Origin of the sequence: Collinsella phocaeensis, assembly GCF_900119895.1 — a bacterium.
Classification (GTDB): domain Bacteria; phylum Actinomycetota; class Coriobacteriia; order Coriobacteriales; family Coriobacteriaceae; genus Collinsella; species Collinsella phocaeensis.
This window is the reverse complement of record NZ_FQLR01000004.1, coordinates 851,683-871,289: the sequence shown is the minus strand read 5'-3', so window position 1 is coordinate 871,289 and position 19,607 is coordinate 851,683. Positions and strand designations below refer to the sequence as shown.

Annotated in this window: 19 protein-coding genes and 3 tRNA genes; 5 read left to right on the top strand and 17 right to left on the bottom strand. The window is 65.7% G+C overall.

The genetic code is table 11. The features are described from left to right. Positions 1-3: 3 nt before the first annotated feature. Complete coding sequence (rapZ, locus tag BQ7355_RS05755) at positions 4-924, bottom strand: RNase adapter RapZ (RefSeq protein WP_072415327.1); 921 nt, start codon at positions 922-924, stop codon at positions 4-6. A 155-nt stretch (positions 925-1,079) separates the two neighbouring features. On the opposite strand from rapZ, the gene BQ7355_RS05750 reads away from it, so the two are divergent. Then, positions 1,080-1,155, top strand: a tRNA-Gly gene (locus BQ7355_RS05750). A gap of 45 nt (positions 1,156-1,200) precedes the next feature. Then, a tRNA-Cys gene (locus BQ7355_RS05745) sits at positions 1,201-1,274 on the top strand. A gap of 630 nt (positions 1,275-1,904) precedes the next feature. On the opposite strand, the gene BQ7355_RS05740 is transcribed toward BQ7355_RS05745, so the two are convergent. Next, positions 1,905-1,979 (bottom strand) — tRNA-Val (locus tag BQ7355_RS05740). Between the two features lie 453 nt (positions 1,980-2,432). Between BQ7355_RS05740 and BQ7355_RS05735 the strand changes: the two genes are divergently transcribed. From BQ7355_RS05735 to BQ7355_RS05725, 3 genes are all read left to right on the top strand, one after another. Then, positions 2,433-3,482, top strand: coding sequence for an inorganic phosphate transporter (locus tag BQ7355_RS05735; protein WP_072415326.1), 1,050 nt, complete (start codon positions 2,433-2,435; stop codon positions 3,480-3,482). Positions 3,483-3,531: 49 nt separating this feature from the next. Continuing rightward, complete coding sequence (locus tag BQ7355_RS05730; RefSeq protein WP_072415325.1) at positions 3,532-4,155, top strand: DUF47 domain-containing protein; 624 nt, start codon at positions 3,532-3,534, stop codon at positions 4,153-4,155. A 101-nt stretch (positions 4,156-4,256) separates the two neighbouring features. Beyond that, complete coding sequence (locus tag BQ7355_RS05725; RefSeq protein WP_072415324.1) at positions 4,257-4,796, top strand: nitroreductase family protein; 540 nt, start codon at positions 4,257-4,259, stop codon at positions 4,794-4,796. 326 nt (positions 4,797-5,122) lie between these two features. On the opposite strand, the gene BQ7355_RS05720 is transcribed toward BQ7355_RS05725, so the two are convergent. The 15 genes from BQ7355_RS05720 to BQ7355_RS05650 form a co-directional block, all read right to left on the bottom strand. After that, positions 5,123-5,803: a DivIVA domain-containing protein gene (locus BQ7355_RS05720; protein WP_072415323.1), complete on the bottom strand. Its 681-nt coding sequence runs from the start codon at positions 5,801-5,803 to the stop codon at positions 5,123-5,125. Positions 5,804-5,860: 57 nt separating this feature from the next. Beyond that, positions 5,861-6,133, bottom strand: a complete 273-nt coding sequence (locus tag BQ7355_RS05715; protein WP_072415322.1) for a YggT family protein — start codon at positions 6,131-6,133, stop codon at positions 5,861-5,863. Between the two features lie 9 nt (positions 6,134-6,142). Further along, complete coding sequence (locus BQ7355_RS05710; RefSeq protein ID WP_072415321.1) at positions 6,143-6,865, bottom strand: cell division protein SepF; 723 nt, start codon at positions 6,863-6,865, stop codon at positions 6,143-6,145. 70 nt (positions 6,866-6,935) lie between these two features. Next, entirely contained in the window at positions 6,936-7,673 is a 738-nt protein-coding gene (locus BQ7355_RS05705; RefSeq protein ID WP_072415320.1) for a YggS family pyridoxal phosphate-dependent enzyme, read from the bottom strand. Positions 7,674-7,780: 107 nt separating this feature from the next. Continuing rightward, complete coding sequence (locus tag BQ7355_RS05700; RefSeq protein WP_072415319.1) at positions 7,781-8,614, bottom strand: phosphate signaling complex PhoU family protein; 834 nt, start codon at positions 8,612-8,614, stop codon at positions 7,781-7,783. Positions 8,615-8,681: 67 nt separating this feature from the next. Next, on the bottom strand, positions 8,682-9,485 hold the full coding sequence (gene pstB / locus BQ7355_RS05695) for a phosphate ABC transporter ATP-binding protein PstB (RefSeq protein WP_072415318.1): 804 nt from the start codon (positions 9,483-9,485) through the stop codon (positions 8,682-8,684). A gap of 15 nt (positions 9,486-9,500) precedes the next feature. Then, complete coding sequence (gene pstA, locus BQ7355_RS05690) at positions 9,501-10,406, bottom strand: phosphate ABC transporter permease PstA (RefSeq protein ID WP_072415317.1); 906 nt, start codon at positions 10,404-10,406, stop codon at positions 9,501-9,503. 3 nt (positions 10,407-10,409) lie between these two features. Next, entirely contained in the window at positions 10,410-11,330 is a 921-nt protein-coding gene (pstC, locus tag BQ7355_RS05685) for a phosphate ABC transporter permease subunit PstC (protein WP_083581595.1), read from the bottom strand. A 15-nt stretch (positions 11,331-11,345) separates the two neighbouring features. Then, positions 11,346-12,218 carry a phosphate ABC transporter substrate-binding protein gene (locus BQ7355_RS05680; RefSeq protein ID WP_072415316.1) on the bottom strand — a complete coding sequence of 291 codons (873 nt, stop codon included), beginning with the start codon at positions 12,216-12,218 and terminating at the stop codon, positions 11,346-11,348. Then, complete coding sequence (locus BQ7355_RS05675) at positions 12,182-12,964, bottom strand: purine nucleoside phosphorylase YfiH/LACC1 family protein (protein WP_072415315.1); 783 nt, start codon at positions 12,962-12,964, stop codon at positions 12,182-12,184. Before BQ7355_RS05675 ends, BQ7355_RS05680 begins: the two co-directional genes overlap by 37 nt. Before the next feature lie 274 nt (positions 12,965-13,238). After that, complete coding sequence (gene ftsZ / locus BQ7355_RS05670; protein ID WP_072415314.1) at positions 13,239-14,375, bottom strand: cell division protein FtsZ; 1,137 nt, start codon at positions 14,373-14,375, stop codon at positions 13,239-13,241. Between the two features lie 209 nt (positions 14,376-14,584). Then, entirely contained in the window at positions 14,585-16,078 is a 1,494-nt protein-coding gene (locus BQ7355_RS05665; RefSeq protein ID WP_072415313.1) for a cell division protein FtsQ/DivIB, read from the bottom strand. Beyond that, positions 16,035-16,946 carry a UDP-N-acetylmuramate dehydrogenase gene (gene murB, locus BQ7355_RS05660; protein WP_072415312.1) on the bottom strand — a complete coding sequence of 304 codons (912 nt, stop codon included), beginning with the start codon at positions 16,944-16,946 and terminating at the stop codon, positions 16,035-16,037. Before murB ends, BQ7355_RS05665 begins: the two co-directional genes overlap by 44 nt. 3 nt (positions 16,947-16,949) lie before the next feature. Then, positions 16,950-18,380 carry a UDP-N-acetylmuramate--L-alanine ligase gene (gene murC / locus BQ7355_RS05655; RefSeq protein WP_072415311.1) on the bottom strand — a complete coding sequence of 477 codons (1,431 nt, stop codon included), beginning with the start codon at positions 18,378-18,380 and terminating at the stop codon, positions 16,950-16,952. 95 nt (positions 18,381-18,475) lie between these two features. Beyond that, entirely contained in the window at positions 18,476-19,603 is a 1,128-nt protein-coding gene (locus BQ7355_RS05650; protein ID WP_072415310.1) for a UDP-N-acetylglucosamine--N-acetylmuramyl-(pentapeptide) pyrophosphoryl-undecaprenol N-acetylglucosamine transferase, read from the bottom strand. Between the last annotated feature and the right edge of the window lie 4 nt (positions 19,604-19,607).

Genomic DNA, 19,607 nt, shown 5'->3' with positions numbered 1-19,607 from the left:
CGCCTACCCAGCCATGTTCGCACGCGGAAGATCGCGATGCGAGATGCTCACATGGTACTGCTGGCGCTCGAGGTAGCGGGCCGTCGCCTCGGCGATGGCCACGCTGCGGTGCTGCCCGCCCGTGCACCCGATGGCTATGGAGAGCTGCGGCTTGCCCTCGGCTATATAGCCGGGCATGACCGCATCCAAGAGCTTGTGCCACGCCTCCATGAACTCCTGCGTCTTGGGGTGCTCGAGGACGAAATCGGACACCTTGCGGTCGAGGCCGGTCATGGTGCGCATCTCCGGATCGTAGAACGGGTTAGGAAGGAACCGGACGTCGATCATGAGGTCCGCCTCGACGGGCAGACCGTGCTTGAAGCCGAAGGAGAACACGTGGACCTCCATGAGCTGCTGGTCGGTCAGCTCGGAGAAGGCGTGACGCAGGCGGGCGCGAAGCGCCGTGGTGCGCAGGCGGCTCGTGTCGATGATCATATCGGCCCGATCGCGCACATGGGAGAGCTGGACGCGCTCTCGCTGGATGGCGTCGGCGGTGGACTCCCCCGCCATCGCAAGCGGGTGGCGGCGGCGGTTCTCGCTGTAGCGACGGATGAGAACCTCGTCGGAGGCGTCAAGGAACACAATCTTGCTCGACATCTCATGGTCCCCGAGGGTCGAGATGGCATCCTGAAGCTCATCGAACAGGCCCTGGCTGCGCAGATCGCACGTGACCGCCAGGTGGCGCCCGATGCCGGCGTTGATCCCCACGAGCTCGGCAAGCTGAAGGATGAGACGCGGCGGCAAGTTATCGATGCAGAAATACCCCATGTCCTCGAACACGTGCATGGCCTGCGTGCGCCCCGATCCGGACATGCCGGTGATGATGACGACGTCGGGCACACGGTCCGCGAGCTCGGCCGTGGTGATAGCATCCGCCTCTCGCATGGCTGCCTCCTTGGTTCGCGCGTTTTCACGTCACCCAGTATACCCGCGGCCCGAGCCGGTCCGGCTCCCGAACGGTCAAGCCGCATCCTCTCGAAAAGTTTTTAGAAAAAGGTCTTGCGCCACCCCGGAGAATTACGTATAGTACTTTCTCGCAAGCGGACATGGCTCAGTTGGTAGAGCACAACCTTGCCAAGGTTGGGGTCGCGGGTTCGAGCCCCGTTGTCCGCTCCATCGCATGCAAGGAGCCGGTTTCACATCGGCTCTTTTCATATAGATGGCGAAGTGGCCAAGTGGTAAGGCAGAGGCCTGCAAAGCCTTTACCCCCGGTTCGAATCCGGGCTTCGCCTCCAGGAACCGTTCAGGGCGCCCTTCCGGGGTGCCCTGTTTTTTAATCGCAAACGCGAATCCCCTCCCCCATGTCTGCCGCACGGCACCCCTGCCGGGTCGGACGGCGAGGAGCCGGCCCTAAGGCCGGGACGCAGATTCCCGGTGCGTCCGGGCGATTCGAGCCCAAGGTACCGCGACCGGACTCAACGACAACGTGCCGACCTCCTGAGGCGGCCGCGGTTCCAGGCGGGGCGCTCAAGCCAGACCGGCATCGATCGAGCCGGCGCCCGTCTTCCCGCGGTCGCCCGAATCCAGCACCGGGCGCCTCGCCGGTGCCGCATCGGGATCAGCGCATCGAAGCGCGGCGCGTCAGCCGTTTCCGAAACAAGGCGGCGAGCCGCCGGCCCTCTCCGAGCCGTCGCGAAGATCGCCGGCGCCCGCAGCGCCGCCCTTTCTGCAGAGCCCTGGCGCGCTTCCCGGCCCCAGGAAAGAATCGGGGCGCCGCGCCCCGCGATCCGACCTCACTGAACGCATCGCATCGGACGCCCCGCTCGTGTGGATCCCCAAGAAGGGACCACCGAGAGCTTGAGCCTCGCAACGTCTCGAGATAGCAAAACAGGCCACCGGGACTTCCCGATGACCTGTACTGTTCGTGGTGGGCGATACAAGATTTGAACTTGTGACCCCTACCGTGTCAAGGTAGTGCTCTACCCCTGAGCTAACCGCCCGAACTGCTGCGCTCTTCGGCGCGAGGAATAATATATCGAAGGCCATGCACCCTGTAAAGCACTTTTTTGAAAAAGTTTGCGACATATCCGGTTTCTTATCATCGTGCCAGCTCAGCAGCTTGAAAGGGACGCGGATTTCTTCTGAGACGCCCTCGAGCAGCCACGCGGGAACCCCTGGATCGCCCGCGGCAGACCGCGGGGTCCGGCTCGCTCCCAGCCGGTCGGCGCGCCTATCGCCAAGCGGAGGGCCGCACGCGTTGCCCGAGGCCACGCCTCGCCGCAACTGGATCATGCGCTCCGCGCGGAACGCGCGCCGCGTGCAGCCGGGAGCAGGCGCATCAAGACATGGTAACGATTCTGTAAGGTGCTACCATATGATATCGGTGCGACGTGCACCTCCCGACCGCAGGGGCACCGATCGCGTGCGCGCGCGAAGAGCAAAGGATAGGTTTCGTGGACGTCTCGTTTTCGTATTTCGTATCGCAAGTTCTCTCAAATCCGATTCTTGCGATGACCGTCGCCCTCACGCTAGGCGTCATCTTCGTCAACGGCTGGACCGATGCGCCGAACGCCATCGCCACCTGCGTCACCACGCGCTGCCTTCCTCCGCGTGCGGCGATCATCATGAGCGCCATCTTCAACTTCCTCGGCGTGTTCATCATGACGCATATCAACGCCAGCGTCGCCTCGACGATCTCGAATATGGTCGACTTCGGCATGGACACCCAGATTGCTCTCATCGCGCTGTGCGCGGCCCTCTTCTCCATCGTGGTCTACTCCGTGGGGGCGAGCGTCTTCGGCATCCCCACGAGCGAAAGCCACAGCCTCATCGCCGGTCTCACCGGCGCGGCGATCGCGCTCGGCGGCGCCGACGGCGTCAACATGAACGAGTGGATCAAGGTCATCTACGGTCTGTTCCTCTCCCTCATCCTCGGATTCGGCATGGGCTGGCTCGTCTGCAAGATCGTCACGCTCCTGTTCTCCGGGGCCGACCGGCGGCGCACCAACGCCTTCTTCCGCTATGCGCAGATCGCGGGCGCAGCCGGCATGAGCTTCATGCACGGCGCGCAGGACGGCCAGAAGTTCATCGGCGTCCTGTTCCTGGGCGTCGCCTTCTGCAACGGCCAGCCATCCGTGGAGAACATGCTCATCCCCGTCTGGCTCATGCTGCTGTGCTCCGTCGTGATGGGCGTGGGCACCAGCGTCGGCGGCGAGAAGATCATCAAGTCCGTCGGCATGGACATGGTGAAGCTCGAGAAGTACCAGGGATTCTCCGCCGACCTCTCCAGCTCCCTCTGCTTGCTGCTCGCCACCCTCACCGGCATCCCCGTCTCCACTACGCACGTGAAAACCAGCGCCATCATGGGCGTCGGCGCCGTGAAGCGACTTTCGGCCATCAATTTCGGCGTCGTGAAGAACATGCTGCTCACCTGGGTCTTCACGTTCCCCGGATGCGGCCTCATCAGCTTCCTCATGGCGAAGCTGTTCCTGCTTTTCATCTAGCGCGCCCCCGCCGCGCACACGATCGGCACACGACCACTAAGGAGCCATCATGGCAAAGAAGAACGACGCGTTCTACTACGACAACTTCGCCTCGTCCGCCGAGCTCGCCTGCAAGGCCGCGCAGAAGCTCGACGACACCATGCGGAACTTCGATCCCAAGACCATCGAGCGGGCCGTCGAGGAGATGCACGAGATCGAGCAGGCGGCCGACGAGAACGTCCACGAGGTCAACGACGCCCTCATCACCGCATTCATCACCCCCATTGAGCGTGAGGACATCGCCACCCTCGCCAACGCGATCGACGTCGTCATCGACCGCATCGAGGGCGTCCTGCACCGTATCTACTTCACCAACGTGCAGCAGATGCGCCCTGACGCCCTCGAGATGTCTGCCAAACTTGTCCGCGCGACCGAGCAGATGCACGATCTCGTGCTTGAGCTGCCTCAATTCAAGCGCTCCAAGAGCCTCCGTGAGCACGTCATCACCGTGAACACGATCGAGAGCGAATGCGATGACATCTTCATTCGCGCCATGCGCAACATTCACACGGCCGAACTCGACCCGCTGACGGTCATCTCCTGGCGCGACATCTACTCCTTCCTCGAGTACGGCGCCGACTCCTGCGAGTTCGTCGCGGACACCGTCGAGAACATCGTGATGAAGAACAGCTAGCGCCTGCGCATCGCGCAGATCCGTATCGGGTATCGTGTAAGGGCGCGGGCAGCATGTCCGCGCCCTTGCCCTGTTCACACGTAAAGCGAAGGGAAGCCTCCATGTCCTACAGCGAACTTGCTCGCGCGCGCTACTCATGCCGTCGCTACACCGATGAGCCTGTGTCCCAAGCAGACCTTGATGCCATCGTGGAGGCGGGCCGCATTGCGCCGTCGGCGCACAACAACCATCCCTCCCGCATCGTCGTTTGCGATACGTCGGAACTTCGCGAGAAGGCGGCACGTGCCGCATTTCGCTTCGAGAAGGACGGAAGCGTGTTCGGAGCTCCGCTCGTCATCCTCATCTGCGCGGTCACGGATGATGCCTGGGTCCGACGCTATGACAACATGAGCGCCGCCCTGATCGACACCTCCATCGCATGCGACCAGATGATGATGCAGGCCACGGACCTCGGCTTGGGCACATGCTGGGTATGCCTCTTCGATCCGCAGGTCGCTCGCGACGAGTTCGGTCTCCCCGCCGGCATAGATCCCATCTCGATGCTGACGGTCGGCCACCCCGCCGACGTCATCGCGTCTCCCGAGAAGCGTGCCGAGCGCCTCATCCCGCTCGAGGACTTCGTCATCCCCGCGCAAGCCTAGCGCCGGCATACGCGCTTTCGCCCGCGATCCGGCGCAGTCCCTCCTACCCCTTAGACAAACGTCTCGAACAGCCCTACGGCGCACGACGGAACGGCCGCCGGTCCCACACGGGAGCCGGCGGCCGTTTTTGTCCATCCGGGAGATTCGAGCGCGATGCGGCGTGCCAAAAGGGACGTACCCTAACGGCGCGCCGTGCCGTTAGGGTACGTCCCTTTTGGCACGGGCCCGTCCCTCTTGGCACACGCAGAGGGCCGCGCAAGATAGAAAACCCGCCGACCCCGCGATACAGGGGCGGCGGGCTCGCTAAGCAAAACGTCAATCAGGCGCTAGTCAAGATCGTCCATACCGAAGTTGTCGAGCGGCGCGAACGGGTCGGCGACGGCTGCGGGCTCGGAGACGACGGGCATGGGCTCCGTCACCATCGGCGCAGGGTCGGCGGACGCGGGCGCTGCCGCAGAGCCGCTGGGCGCGGACGCGAGCAGCTCGGAGGGGAACGAATTCTGGGCATCGTCCATGAAGTGCTGGATGAGCTTCAGGTACTCGTTCTTAAACTCCTCGCGGGAAGCCTTCAGGCGATCGATCTCCTCGATCTCGGTCTGCTTCTCGGCCAAGGCCTGACGGATGACCTCGCGCGCCTTGGCATCGGCCTCGTTGCGGATGCGGTCGGCGTTCTCACGGGCCTCGGCGACGATGTTATCGGCCGTCTGCTGAGCGGCAATGAGCGCAGCCGAGATCTGACGCTCGTTGGCGGTGTACTCGGGCACCGGGGCCGGGGCGGGAGCCGGGGCCGGAGCGGGCGCGGAGGCAGCCTGGGCGAGCTGCGCCTGAGCCTCGGCGAGCTGCTGCTCGGAGGCGGTCAGGCGATTCTTGAGATCGACGATCTTGTTGAGCATCGCATCGACCTCGGCGGAAAGCTGCTCGAGGAAGACATCCACCTCACCGGGATCGTAACCGCGCTTGGCCTCAGAGAAGGTCTGGGCCTGGATGTCAGCGGGGGTGATAGCCATATGTATGTACTCCTTTACAACGCCGAGGCGAAACCATATGGTCCTGCCTGCGATTTCCTATAAAAGTATACCTGTTAGCAGTCGCATGCCGAGGTTCAACGCAAGAATTGCAATTACCGGCGAGAAGTCGATTCCGCCCATGGGCGGGATGAGCCTGCGAAACAGGCTGAGATAGGGCCCGCAGACCTGATCGAGAACCTGGGCGATATCGGCCATCAAACCGCCGGCGCGCATGGGAATCCATGTGAGCAGGCAGTAGACGAGGATCAGGATCTGGTAGAAGTCTACGAGCTGGTAGAGAATGCGGATAACGGTGTAGATAGCGATCAAACTCCTCGATTACTTGAGATAGCCCTCGGTGCGCAGCTTGTCGAGGTCGGAATCCTTGACCTCGCAACCCTGAGGCAGGACGATGAACACGCGGTCGCCCAGCTCGCGCACGGAGGCTCCGAGACCGCACGCGAAGCCGTACGAGAAATCGAGAACGCGTTTGGCGACCTCGGTGCGCACGCCCGCGAAGATCAGAACGACCGGTTGGCGGGTGCGCACGCGGCGCACGACGGTCTCGACGTCATCGTAGCTCTCGGGACGCAGGATGTAGGCAGGAAGCTGCGGGGTCCCGTTCATGACGGCCGCAGCTCGGCTGGCCGTCTCGGAGACGGGCGCGGGCGAGGGCACCGAGGTCACGCTGTGGCGGGCCTGGGCATAGCTCGAAGGCGTGTCGTAGGCGCCGGGACGATAGCCGGATTCGGAACGCGAGGGAGGGTTGTACGTGGTCGCGTGACGGTCCGCATCGCCGACGAGCTGACCGCTGCGGGTGTAGACCGCGACGGACTCCGCCTCGCCGCGGCGGGTCTGCCCGAGGACACCGTTGCCGGACTCCTCCTGCGCGTATCCGTACGGGTCGCTCGCGCCGTAGCCGGCATCCTGGCCGTAGGAGTCCCCGTAGTCCTCGGACTCGCCGTAGTAGTCGTCTCCATACGCCTCATCGGCACCGTAGGAATCCTGGCCGTAGCCGGTCCGCTCGGCGATCTTGCTCTTGATATCGTCTAAGAAGCTCACGATGGTACCTCTCTGCCCGTGGTGCATCTAATGTGTGGTTGGCGCAGGTTGGGCGCAGCCCAAACTTCGCTTATTGTAGAGCAAACGCCGGGTCGAACACCACACGACCTAGGCGAATGAGGGTGGAACCCTCCTCGAGCGCGACCTCGAAATCCTCGCTCATACCGCAGGAGAGCTCTTGGAACGTCCCCGGCGGATAGGATCCCGCAAGCTCGTCCGCGAGCGCGCGAAGCCCCGCGAACGTACGGCGCGCGACATCTTCATCCCCGCGCGGCGCCATCGTCATAAGCCCCCGGACGCGAATACCCGAAAGCTCCATGACCTCATCGAGCTCGCGATGGAGCTCGTCCGGCGAGTAGCCCGCCTTGGTGCTCTCGCCGCTGACGTTGACCTCCAGCAGCACGTCGGCCGGTACGGCGAGCTCACCGGACTCGATCCGACGACGCGCCCGGTCGGACACCGCGCGCGCGAGATGGGTGCTGCCGATGGAATGGATGAGCTCGGCGCGGCCGAGGACCGCGTTGACCTTGTTCGTCTGCAGGTTGCCGATCATGTCGAAGCGGACGCCCGCGAGCTCTCCGGACTCGGCGAGCGCACCCATCTTGCGTGCCAGTTCCTGAGGACGATTCTCGCCGAAAACCCGGTAACCGCAGCGAATCGCGTCGCGGACGCTGTCAACGTCGACGGTCTTGGAGACGGCGACGAGCGTGACGCCCTCCCGCCCTCTGCCGGACCGGCGCAGCGCGGCGTCCATGCGCGCGATGATCTCGGCGCGGCGGGCGCGCAAGAACTCGGTGTATTCATCCATAGCGGGGCATCTCCTTACTTCGCTCTCATGAGCCCATGGTAACGCAGGACGCGGCCGCACGTATGCGGCCGCGTCCCATGCAACGAATCGATTACGCGAAAGACGCCTTACGCTTCCTCGCGGCCCTCCTCGATGAGCCGCTTGAGCTCAGAGCCGACCTCATCGAGCGGCAGGGAGGAAACATAGTGCGCATCGGTGGCAGGATCGAGGATCACGCCCTCACCCGAAGGCACGCGCATGCCTTCCAGCTCGCCCTCGTCCGCCTCCGCGAGATCGGCGGCGGTCCAGCGCTGGCCGGTGAGCAGAAAGACCAGGCGATAGGCGCATTCCATGGAGATGTTCGCGATGCGGTCGAGGTACCGGGAGACCATGATCGTGCGGCGGAAGTCGTCCATAGCGGCGTCGTCGTCGAGCTCGACCGCCTCGGTGCGGTTGAACGTGCGGAAGAACTTCTGGTACAGGTCGTGCACGACCTCGTCCTCATCGGACAGGGAGAGCACGAGGGAAAGGTCGTTGTTGACGAGCGCGGTGACGCTCGCGCCCATGACGCGATAGACGCTCTCGGCCTCGGTCTCGATGAGGTCGACGAGGACGGCGGGCACCTCGAAATCGCTCTTGACCTTGCGATTCGCGGCGCGTGCGATGCGACGGACCTTGTCGCACATGCGCTGGAGGTTGAAATCGATGTAGATGATGGTCTGAAGCAGGCGGAAGTCGCTCGCGACCGGGCTCTGGGTCGCGATCAGGTTGTAGCAGACCGCCTCCAGGTTCGCGCAGCGCGCGTCGATCTGGAACGTCTTCTCCTTGGCCTTCTTGGCCAGATCGCGGTCGTCGGTCACGTAGGCGCGCACGGCGTCGTGCAGCGTCAGGTCGACGGCCTCGAAGATGGAGAGCATCTCGTGACGCGCCTCCACCAGCTGGCGAGAGAACAGTTTACGCATACAAGCTCCAATCAGTCGCACGGGGCAGATCCGCACCCGCAACCTGCGTTGCACCGGTGCCGGGGCATCAGCCGAAGCGGCCGGTGATATAGTCCTCCGTGCGCTTGTCTATCGGACTAGTGAAGAGAGCGTCGGTCTGACCATACTCGATTAGTGTAGCAGGCTCTCCGGCGACCTCCTGCAAGAAGAACGCGGTGCAGTCGGAGATGCGGGCGGCCTGCTGCATGTTGTGCGTCACGATGATGATGGTCATCTCGGGCGCGAGCTCGGCCATCAGGTCCTCGACCTTCTGAACGGAGGTGGGATCGATGGCCGAGCAGGGCTCATCCATCAGGAGAACGTCCGGCTGCACGGCCAGCACGCGCGCGATGCAGAGTCGCTGCTGCTGACCGCCGGAGAGCGCCAAGCCGTCTTTCGAGAGCTGATTGGATACCTCTTTCCAGAGGTTGGCGCGCTTGAGGGACTCTTCGACGATATCATCGAGGTCGCTTTTGCTAGTCACGCCCTGCAGTCGGGGGCCAAAAGCGACGTTCTCGTAGATGGACTTGGGAAAAGGGTTCGGCTGCTGGAAGATCATGCCGACGCGGCGGCGCAGATCGACCGGGTCGACGCCCTCGGCGTAGATATCGGCACCGTCGAGGGTCATGACGCCCTCGCAGCGGGTCCCCTCGATCAGGTCGTTCATGCGGTTCATGCAACGCAGGAAGGTGGACTTGCCGCAGCCGGAGGGGCCGATGAACGCGGTGATCTTGTTCTTGGCGATATTGAGGTTCACGTCGGTGAGGGCGTGGAAGTCGCCGTACCAGAAGTCGAAGTTCGCGGCGGTGATCGCGGAGACCTCGGGGGCGGGCGCGTTCTGATAGACGGACATGAGACTCCTTAGGGACTAGCGGCTCTTGCGCGAGAGGTAGCGCGCGAACAGGTTGAAGGCGAGGATGATGAGCATCAGCAGCAGCGCGGTGCCGTAGGCGGCGTTCATGTTGATGCCGTCGTTGGCGAGCAGGTACAGGTGCACCGTCATGGGGCGGCCCGAATCGAGCGGGCTGATGGGCAGGTTGATGGCCTGGCCCATCGTGTACAGCACGACCGCGGTCTCGCCGATGGCGCGGCCGATGGCAAGCACGATGCCCGTCGCGATGCGGCCGAAGGCGGAGGGAAGGACGATCTTGCTGACGACCTGCCACTTCGTGGCGCCCAGGCCGTACGCACCCCAGCGGATGTAGCGGGGGACGGCACGAATGGCCTCTTCCGTCGTGCGCATGACGATCGGCAGCATGAGCAGCGCGAGCGCGCAGGCGGCGGACACCATCGAGAGCCCGAGGCCCATCGCCTCGACGAACAGCGCGTACCCGAACAGGCCCATGACGATCGAGGGCACGCTCGCCAGCGTGTCCGCGGCATAGCGGATGGTCTCGACGAGACGGCCCTGCTTGGCGTACTCGGCGAGGTAGACCGCCGCGAGCACGGCGATCGGCGTGCAGATGAGCATCGCGAGCGCCGTCACGTAGAGCGTCGAAACGATCGTGGGCCAGATGCCGCCCTCGGCGTTCACGCCCTGGGGCCAACCGAAGATGAAGTCGGGAGAGATGTGCGGCGCGCCGTTGATGACCACGTACGCGATGATCGCCACGAGCACGAGCGTGGTGATATAGGCAGCGCACCGGAAGACGCCGAGCATGACGGCGTTCGCAGCGTCCTTGGAGATGCGGCCGGTCTTGCCGTTGGCGAGCGCGCGCTTGATGCGCTCACGGGACGTGAGCTGGGTTTCGGGAGCCGACCCGGTTCCTGCCATGGCCTACCCCTTCCTCTTCTTGGAGAGCATGCGGACGATGCCCACGAGCGATGCGGAGATGATGAACAGCACCACGCCCATGCCGAACAGGGCAGTGCGGTGCAGGCCGCTCGAATAGCTCATGTCGAGCGCGATCTGGCTCGTGAGCGTCGAGATAGGGCTCGCCACGGAGTCGGGGATCACCGGCGCGTTGCCGACGACCATGAGCACCGCCATGGTCTCGCCGATGGCACGGCCCATGCCGAGCACGATCGCGTCGACGATGCCGAAGCGCGCGGCAGGCAGGACGACCTTGTAGATGACCTGCCACTTGGTCGCGCCCATGGCGAAGCCCGCCTCGCGGATCCCCATGGGGATGGAGCGCAGCGCATCGATGGTGAGCGTCGTGATGGTGGGCACGATCATGATCGCGAGAACGAGCCACGCGGTGAGGGCGCCGAACCCGAGGCCGCCGGAGATCTCGGCCACGAAGGGACGGATGATGACCATGCCGAAGAATCCGTAGATGATCGAGGGGATGCCCGCAAGCAGGTCGACCGCAGGGCTGATGATAGCGCGCACGCGCGCGGAGGCGATCTCGGTGAGGTAGACGGCGGTGCCCACGCCCAGGGGAACGCCGAGCACGAGCGCGCCGGCCGTGACGAGCGCGGAGCCGGCGGCAAGCGACAGGATGCCGAACCTGCCCTCGGTGGGCGCCCAGTCCAGACTGAAGAAGTTCGCGAGCCCGATATCGGTGAAGACGGGAGCGGCCTGCAGCATCGTGAACGCGAAGATGAGCACGACGGTCACGACGGCGAGAAAGGCACACGCGAAGAACAGGTACTGGAGCGCGCGCTCCTTGAGATAGGTGCTGCGCGAGACGAGCGCGAGCTCGCGCTTGGGACGCGAGGCGGTCTCGGGGCGCTGGGTATCAGTGGAATTCATGGCTCGATCTGCCCCTTAGCTCTCGGATACGGACCGGGCGACGGGAATGAAGCCCGCCTCGCGGATCATGTCGTCCATGCGCTCGGACAGGACGTAGTCGATATAGGCGGCCGCAGAGGGAGCCGGCTCGCCCTTCACGAAGAAATACAGGTCGCGTGAAACCGGGTAGCCGCCCGACGCGATGGTCTTCTCGCTCGGTTCGACATGGTTGACGCTCAGCGCCTTGACCGTCGTGGTCGCGTACTTGGAGTCGACGAACCCCATCGAGATGTAGCCGATCGCGCCCTCGGAACGGGAGACGACGTCGCGCACCTGGCCGGTACCGGGAAGGACCGCGGCGCGGCGGTCGAAATGGGCGTCGCCCATGACGATCGTACGGAACGCCTCGCGGGTGCCGGACGCCTCGTCACGGTTGACGAGCTGGATGTCCATCTCGGGGCCGCCGACCTCCGACCAGTTCGAGATCTCGCCGGTGTAGATGGCGCACAGGTCCTCGACGGAGAGGTTGTCTACGGGGTTCGCCTCGTTGACGATGACGGCGATGCCGTCGTGGGCGATGGGGATCGTGGTGAGCCCGAGCTTCTGCTCCTCGACGTTGAGGCCGCGCGACGAGGACGCGATGTGCGCCGTCCCGTTCGAGACGGCCTCGATGCCCGCGCTGGAACCGAGCCCGCTGACGAGCACCGAGACGCCCGTCTCCTCCTTGAAGCCTTCCGCCGCGATCTCGGCGATAGGAAGGCAGGTCGTGGAACCCGCCACCGTGATCTGCTCGGAGGATTCCGCCGCCGAGCATCCGGGGAGCAGCGTCAGCGAAGCCGACGCGAGCACCGCGGCCAGAAGGCCGCGACGCGTCAGCGCAACATCGCCACAGCCGCGTGTCGTCCGCATATTCCGTTTTCCTTTCGGTAGGAGAAAAAGCGCTCGTTCAGGCGCGTCGTCGAGAGACGAGGGTCGTGAATCTCGCAACGGGGGACTCCTGCTTCCTCAAGTGACTGACATATGGCGCGTGACATATCGAGAAGGCGTGCGCCATACGGGTTAATGTTATCAAATTGTAACGAGAACATCTGTACAACTTCAGGCGAGACCTCGTATTCGTCACCGAGGATATGCGGGCCGATGTACGCCGAAAACGTCGACGGGTCCTCCCCCGTCATCTCGGCGAGCGCGCGGGCCGCCTTTCCCGCGATCCGGGCGTACGTTCCCCTCCAGCCCGAATGGACCACCGCGAAGCCACCTTGCGCGCAGACGACGACCGGCGTGCAATCCGCATAGCACAGAAGCACCGGAACGTCGCGAGCCGTGCACACGACCGCGTCCGCGCCGGCGGCGAGGCGCTCGCGGACGCGCGCAAGGTCCTCGACGTCCGACGGGGCCACGCAAACGACCGTATCGCCATGGACCTGGTTGGGGACAAGAAGGCGCTCCTGAAGGGCGTCGGCGCCCAAGGAGGCGAGGACGCGCCGGCGGTTCTCGGCCACCGCAGCGGGATCATCTCCCACATGGGAACCGAGGTTGAGCGAGGCGTACGGGGGAAGCGAGACCCCGCCCGTGCGCTCCGTGAACGCGAACCGCACCGGACCGTCCCAGCACCCGTTGAGCGCGAGCCCGTTTCCGAATATGCGTCGTTCCATGCGATCGTCCCTTCATGTATGCACGACAAGCCGATGAGCGCAGCGATCCGCACCGAGACGCCGGATAGGCGGAACCCGCGGCGGCGGAACCTCAGCGCACGGGCCGCGCGCATCGAAAGGGACATCGCCTCGCGCCTTCGGCCCGCCAGGGGCGCGGGGCGGCAAACTCCGCACGCCCCGGGCCGTACACAAGGAAGACCCCGCGCTCCTGAGGAAAAGCTTCGCGAAGCGCGCTTTTCATCGGGAACGCGGGGCCTTCCGACCGTAGCCGAGACTAGAAGTTGCCGCGCTTGAGGAAATCGGGGAGCTCGAACTGGTCGTTACCGAAGTTGGGGAGCTCGGTGCCGCCCACGTTACGGGTCGCTGAAGCGCTGCCGGACGGAGCGGACGCGCGGGAAGCGGGCTCCTCGCTCTTGCGAGCCGGCTGGCCGAACAGCTGATCCTGGCGGTTGACGTTCGCGTCGGAGAAGCCAGTCGCGATGACGGTGATGCGCACCTGGTCGCCCAGGGACTCGTCGACGACCGTACCGAAGATGATGTTGGCCTCGGGGTCGACGGCGTTGGCAACGAGGTCGGCCGCGTCGTTGATCTCCTGGATACCCAGATCCTTGGAGCCGGCGATGGAGAGCAGGACGCGCGTGGCGCCATCGATGGAGCTCTCGAGCAGCGGACTGGAGATGGCCTGCTGGGCGGCGTCGACCGCGCGGGTATCGCCCGAAGCGGTACCGATGCCCATCATGGCGGTGCCGGCCTGCTTCATGATCGTCTTCACGTCGGCGAAGTCGAGGTTGATGATGCCGGGGACGGTGATGAGGTCCGTGATGCCCTGGGTGCCCTGGGACAGGACGGCGTCGGCCATCGCGAAGGCCTCGAGCATGGTGGTCTTCTTCTCGGCGATGTCGAGAAGCTTGTCGTTGGGGATGACGATCATGGTGTCGACGGACTCGGAGAGGGTCGTGATGCCCTCCTCGGCGGACGCCTTGCGCTTGCGGCCCTCGAAGGTGAAGGGCTTGGTGACGACGGCGACCGTCAGGGCACCCACGTCGTTCATCGCGATATCGGCGACGATCGGAGCGGCTCCGGTACCGGTGCCGCCGCCCTCGCCCGCGGTGATGAAGACCATGTCGGCGCCCGCGAGCGCCTCGGCGATGTCGTCACGGGACTCGTCGGCAGCCTTGCGGCCGACCTCGGGGTTGGCGCCGGCGCCCAGACCGCGCGTGAGATCGGTGCCGATGTGCACCTTGATGTCCGCGTCGGAGATGGCGAGGGCCTGCGCATCGGTGTTGATCGCGACGAACTCGACGCCGCGGATGCCCTCTTCGATCATGCGGTTGACGGCGTTCGTGCCGCCGCCGCCGACGCCGACAACCTTGATGACGGCAAGGTAGTTGTTGATCTCGTTCTCGTGCATATGTCGGTCCTCCGAACATCGATGTATGCGCTGGGCGGCCTTACGACGAATAACCCACGAAGGTTAACCCTCAAGTAAAGATTAAATGTCGAGGTAAACCGCGTTATGGTTGCACAAACTGCAGGTAGAAGTCAACTTGTTGTGAAGCACTTTGTGAATTCCGCAGGTAAACGCATCTACCGTTCACGGCGTTCCGGTCGACGCGGCGCTTAGGCGCCCAGGTCGGCGGACCTGAACGTGTAGGCGTCGGGCGTGCGGACGTTGATGTAGGTTACGCCGGAGCGCTCCGCGAGCAGCTTCGTGACGACCTGCTCCTTCGTCCCTATGTCCTCGGGCGAGCCGAGCGAGACCTCGACGCCCGAGACGAGGTTCGCCGAGATCGCCTCGACCGAGGGAACGGAAAGGTCCTTGATCTGCGCCAGGAACTCCTGGCTGAACCCCTTCGCGTAGGCGAGGCCCGCCTTGACGACGTCGGAGGTCACCTCGGCGCCGCTCGAAGGCGCCACGTCCGCGCTCACGTCGATGAGCAGCAAGGCGCCGGCATCGCGAGCGAGCGCGAGCGCGGCGTCGACCCCCGTCAGGCTGCCGGTCGCCTCACCGTCCGGATCTTCCGCGCCCTCCTCGTCAGCGCCCGCGTCCGCATCCGACGCGGCACCGTCGGTGCCGTCGGCTTCTCCGCTGCCGGCATCCGCCGCATCCGCGTCGTCGGTGTCGGCGCCGCCGCCGGACGAGGCGGGCAGCGCGGCGCCCTCCCCCGCCGACTCGATGATCGAGCCGTCGGCGTCGACCGTCACCGACAGGGACATGGGAGCGATCCAGGTTCCGGTATCGCTCACCGCCCACGCGATGTCGTCCGCGGCGATGTAGACCACTGCCGCGACCTCGTACTCCTTGGGCGTGATGATGAGCTTATGGGGGAACTCGCGCTGCACGTCGACCGTATCGACCCAGGGGTTCCTCTTGAGGGACCCGGCAAGCGCGTCCGCGTCGATATTGAACAGCGTCGATCCCTCGGGGACGTCCAGCAGCCGGTTCATATCCTCCTCGGACACGTGCTCGCTTCCCTTGACCTCGATATCGGTCGCGGCGAACAGCGAGGAGTTGACCGCCACCACGCCGCCGATGCCTGTGACGAGTGCGAGCGCGGCCGCGATGGCGACGATGAGCCCGAGGCGACCCTTGAGCGATGCGCGCGACGCCGACGGACGCTCCGCCGCAGACGCGGAAGCCGCCGGGGAAGCGGCCGGAGCGGCATGCGGACGCGAGGGCGCGGAGGAAGACGGACGCGACAGGACGGACGCCACCGAAGGCGCGGGGCGCGCCGCGCGCTTGGCCGAGACGCGCGCGTTGGCCTTCGCGAAAGCGCGGTCGCTCGACGAAGCGACGGGCCGACGCCGGGCGGACGGTCCTTGCGCGCGCGCCGCGGGCGCAAGGGACGAGGCCTTGCGGGCCGTCGGCTTCGGCTCGACGCGCTTCGGCTTGGCCTGCTTGGGGGCGGCACCGGCCTTCGCGGCGACGGTGTAGGAGCTCTTTGTCGCCTTGGGCGGCTGGGCCGCGACGGAGGGCCTCGCGGCGGGCTTGGGGCGCGCGGCGGTTCGAGGGGCGGGGGCGCATCCGGCGGAGGCGGCCCCCTTCGAGCGACGGAAGGTGGGCTTCTGGCTAGAAGCCGAGGAATTTGACTTCCGGTTTGAGCTCGACGCCATACGTTTCCTTTACCTGTTTGCGCACATGCTGGATCACGGCGGTCACGTCCCGAGCGGTCGCGGTGCCGTTGTTGACAATAAAGTTAGCGTGGACGGGCGAGACCTCGGCGCCGCCGACTGAAAAACCCTTCAATCCGCATTCCTCGACCATAGCCCCTACACTTCCACCGGGCGGGTTGCGAAAGACCGAACCGCAGCTCGCTGACCCTACCGGCTGGGTCCGACGGCGCCGTGCCAGATGGCGCTCCATCGTCGCGCGGATGTCGGACTTCTCTCCGGGAGCGAGACGGAAGGTCGCCTCGAGGATGATCTCGTCGCCCGGGATCCCGCATTCGCGATACCCCCATGCGACGTCGTCGTGCGCGTAATGGCGGATACCCTCCCCCGGCTTGTACGTGACCACGTCCTCGATGAGCGAGCCCACCCACGCGTCGCGAAGGCCCGCGTTCATGGAGACGGCACCGCCCACGGTCCCGGGAATGCCCACGGCAAACTCCAGGCCGGAGAGCCCCTTCGTAAGCGCCTCGTTGACGAGGCGCGCAAGGATGACGCCAGCCCCCACCGTCAAGGTGACGCCGTCTTCGGCGAGAACCGTGCGGGAGAACTCGCGGCCGAGCGTGATGACGGCTCCCGAGTAGCCGGAATCGGAGACGAGGAGGTTCGACCCCTTGCCGACGATGACCCAGGGCACCCGCTCGCGGGTCAGCACGTCCACGCACCTGCGCAGCGCGTGATAGCTATGGCAGGTGATGAACAGCGCGGCACGGCCGCCGATACGATAGCTCGTGTGCCGCGCCATCCGCTCGTCCTCGATGACGTCGGTGTCGATCGCGCCCGACAGCGACATGATCGCGTTGAACAGCCCCATCGGCTACCGGTCGCCCTGCTTGAGCTCGGCGACGTGCTCGAGGTACTCGGGACCGACGGCGGTGACGTCGCCGGCGCCCATGGTGATGAGCAGGTCGCCATCCTTGAGCTCGCCGTCCAGGAACTCGTTGAGCGCGGCGCGGCTGGACGCATAGAACACGCGCTTGCCAGGATGGCGCTCGGCGACCAGGTCACCGAGCATCTTGGAGGTCACTCCGGGGATGGGCATCTCGCCCGCCGGGAAGACATCGATCAAGGCGAGCACGTCGGCGCGCTCGAACGCGTCGGCGAACTCGGACGCGAGCGCCTGGAGGCGGGAGTAGCGATGCGGCTGGAACACCACGACCACGCGGTCGAAGGAGAGCGCCGAGGCCGCCTCGAGCGTCGCCGCGACCTCGGTGGGATGATGGCCGTAATCGTCCACCAGGGTGACGCCATCGACCTCGCCCACGTGCGTGAAGCGACGACGAACGCCCTGGAATGTGGACAGGGCCTCAGCGGCCGCCGCGGTGTCCTGGCCGAGCGCGTACGCGACGGTGAGCGCGGCGGATGCATTCAGCATGTTGTGCTGGCCGGGGTTCGCCTTGATGGTGACGTCGCGCACGGAGCCGTCGGGCAGCGACACGGCGAACGAGCTGCCGAGCGTGCCGGGGACATGGGGGCGCGGGGCGCACACCACGTCGTTGTCCTCGGCGAACCCGTACGTGAGAACGCGACGGGACGACGAGGCTGCGAGCTCGCGCAGGCGCGGCGCGTCTCCGCACACGATCACGGTGCCGTCCTCGCCGACGAGCGACATGAACTTCACGAAGGTCTCCTCGATCTCCTCGATGCCCGAGTAATGATCGAGATGGTCCGCCTCGACGTTCGTGACGACGACGACGTCGGGGTCGAGGAACAGAAAGGAGCTGTCGGACTCGTCGGCCTCGGCGACGAAGAACTCCCCGGAGCCGTTGCGGCCGTTGGTGCCGTACCCCTCGACGACGCCGCCGATGAGGAAGCTCGGATCGAGCCCCATGCGGTCGAGCATGGTGGCGCACATGGAGGACGTGGTCGTCTTGCCGTGCGTGCCGGCGACGGCGACCGTCGTGTAGCCCTGGCCGAGCGCCGAGAGCATCTTGGCGCGCGGCCATACGGGGATTCCGAGCTCCCGAGCGCGCATGAGCTCGGGATTGGACTCGGGAATCGCGGTGGAGACCACGACGACGTCGGGCGAGATCGCGTCGATGGTCTGGGACTCATGGCCGATGTGGATCTCCACGCCGGCGCGCGTGAGCTGGCGGATATAGCGCGATGACTTGAGGTCTGAGCCCGTTACGGCATAGCCGCGCTCATGGAGGACGAGCGCGATGCCGCTCATGCCGGCGCCCCCGATGCCGATGAAGTGCGCGCTCTTGAAGGCGGGGGCGGTCGATGTGCTCTCGGGTGCTGCCATGGCTCTCTCCTGTGCTCAGTTGATTTGCGTGTAGCCGATGGACCAGTGTAGCACCGGAGCAGCGGCTTGAGAAATACGGGCCGTCGCGCGCGGACTCAGGCGCCCGCGCAAACGGACTCCACGCCGTCGGCGAGGGCGCACGCAGCCCGGGATGCGGCGAGTCCGCGCGCGGCCGCGCGCATCTCGTCGCGGGCGGCGCCGTCGTCGACCAGGCCGAGCAGGGTGCGCGCGAACCCGTCGCCATCGATGTCGGCGTCGGCGCACATCACGGCGGCGCCGGAGTCCACGAGGAAGCGCGCGTTCGTGGTCTGGTGGTCTGCCGTCGCATGCGGATAGGGCACGAGGACCGAGGGGACCGCGAGCGCGGCGATCTCGGCGACCGACGAGGCGCCGGCGCGCGACAGGACGAGGTCGGAGGCGGCGAGCATGTCTCCCATATCATCGATATAGGGCTGCACGCGGTACCGCTCCGCCTCGTCCGCGGTGAGCGCGAGCGCGTCGCGCGTCGCGTCGAAATCCTCAGCACCGCAGGAGTGCAGCACGTAGACGCCCGACCGGGACAGCAGCTCATCCTTGATCGAGACCATGAACCGATTGATGTGCTGGGCGCCGAGCGACCCGCCGAACGCAAGCAGCAAGACGGCGTCCTCGGGGATGCCGAGAGCCGCTCGGCCGCGGGCACGGTCGCCGGAAAGGACGGAGCGCAGCACGGGGTTTCCGGTGAACTCGATCCGCTTCGCCCCCGCGCGCTCGAACGTCTCGCGGACGCCCGGCTGCGAGATCGCGACCAGCGCGGCGGACGAGGCGCTCTTGCGGTTGGCGAGCCCCGAGACGGAGTTCTGCTCATGAAGCACCACCGGGATCCCGAGACGCGTCGCGGCGCGGACGAGCGGGAGCTCCACATAGGCCCCGAACCCGACGACGACGTCGGGCCGCAGGGAGGGATCGGCGCGGAACGACGAGACGAGGCGACGCTCCTCGCGGGCGAGGTGGAGCAGCGCGGGCACGATGGACCAGGGCCTCTCCCGGTCGAAACCCGTGACCTCAACCGGGAAGAACGGGAAGCCCGCCTTGGGGACGAGCGTGCCCTCGAGGCGGCGCGTCTGGCCGAAGAAGCGCACGGCGTGGCCGCGGTCGGAAAGCTCTTCGGCGAGAGCGAGGGCAGGGTTGACGTGCCCCGCGGTGCCGCCGGCGGCGATGGCTACGGAAAGCCTGTCGGTCATGGTT

Excerpts from the sequence above, each read along its gene's own strand:
- BQ7355_RS05665 (WP_072415313.1), bottom strand. The coding sequence starts at position 16,078 with ATGGCGTCGAGCTCAAACCGGAAGTCAAATTCCTCGGCTTCTAGCCAG.
- BQ7355_RS05730 (WP_072415325.1), top strand. The coding sequence starts at position 3,532 with ATGGCAAAGAAGAACGACGCGTTCTACTACGACAACTTCGCCTCGTCC.
- murC (WP_072415311.1), bottom strand. The coding sequence starts at position 18,380 with ATGGCAGCACCCGAGAGCACATCGACCGCCCCCGCCTTCAAGAGCGCG.
- BQ7355_RS05725 (WP_072415324.1), top strand. The coding sequence starts at position 4,257 with ATGTCCTACAGCGAACTTGCTCGCGCGCGCTACTCATGCCGTCGCTAC.
- BQ7355_RS05705 (WP_072415320.1), bottom strand. The coding sequence starts at position 7,673 with ATGGATGAATACACCGAGTTCTTGCGCGCCCGCCGCGCCGAGATCATC.
- murB (WP_072415312.1), bottom strand. The coding sequence starts at position 16,946 with ATGGGGCTGTTCAACGCGATCATGTCGCTGTCGGGCGCGATCGACACC.
- BQ7355_RS05675 (WP_072415315.1), bottom strand. The coding sequence starts at position 12,964 with ATGGAACGACGCATATTCGGAAACGGGCTCGCGCTCAACGGGTGCTGG.
- pstA (WP_072415317.1), bottom strand. The coding sequence starts at position 10,406 with ATGGCAGGAACCGGGTCGGCTCCCGAAACCCAGCTCACGTCCCGTGAG.
- BQ7355_RS05680 (WP_072415316.1), bottom strand. The coding sequence starts at position 12,218 with ATGCGGACGACACGCGGCTGTGGCGATGTTGCGCTGACGCGTCGCGGC.
- pstC (WP_083581595.1), bottom strand. The coding sequence starts at position 11,330 with ATGAATTCCACTGATACCCAGCGCCCCGAGACCGCCTCGCGTCCCAAG.
- BQ7355_RS05700 (WP_072415319.1), bottom strand. The coding sequence starts at position 8,614 with ATGCGTAAACTGTTCTCTCGCCAGCTGGTGGAGGCGCGTCACGAGATG.
- BQ7355_RS05650 (WP_072415310.1), bottom strand. The coding sequence starts at position 19,603 with ATGACCGACAGGCTTTCCGTAGCCATCGCCGCCGGCGGCACCGCGGGG.
- pstB (WP_072415318.1), bottom strand. The coding sequence starts at position 9,485 with ATGTCCGTCTATCAGAACGCGCCCGCCCCCGAGGTCTCCGCGATCACC.
- ftsZ (WP_072415314.1), bottom strand. The coding sequence starts at position 14,375 with ATGCACGAGAACGAGATCAACAACTACCTTGCCGTCATCAAGGTTGTC.
- rapZ (WP_072415327.1), bottom strand. The coding sequence starts at position 924 with ATGCGAGAGGCGGATGCTATCACCACGGCCGAGCTCGCGGACCGTGTG.
- BQ7355_RS05720 (WP_072415323.1), bottom strand. The coding sequence starts at position 5,803 with ATGGCTATCACCCCCGCTGACATCCAGGCCCAGACCTTCTCTGAGGCC.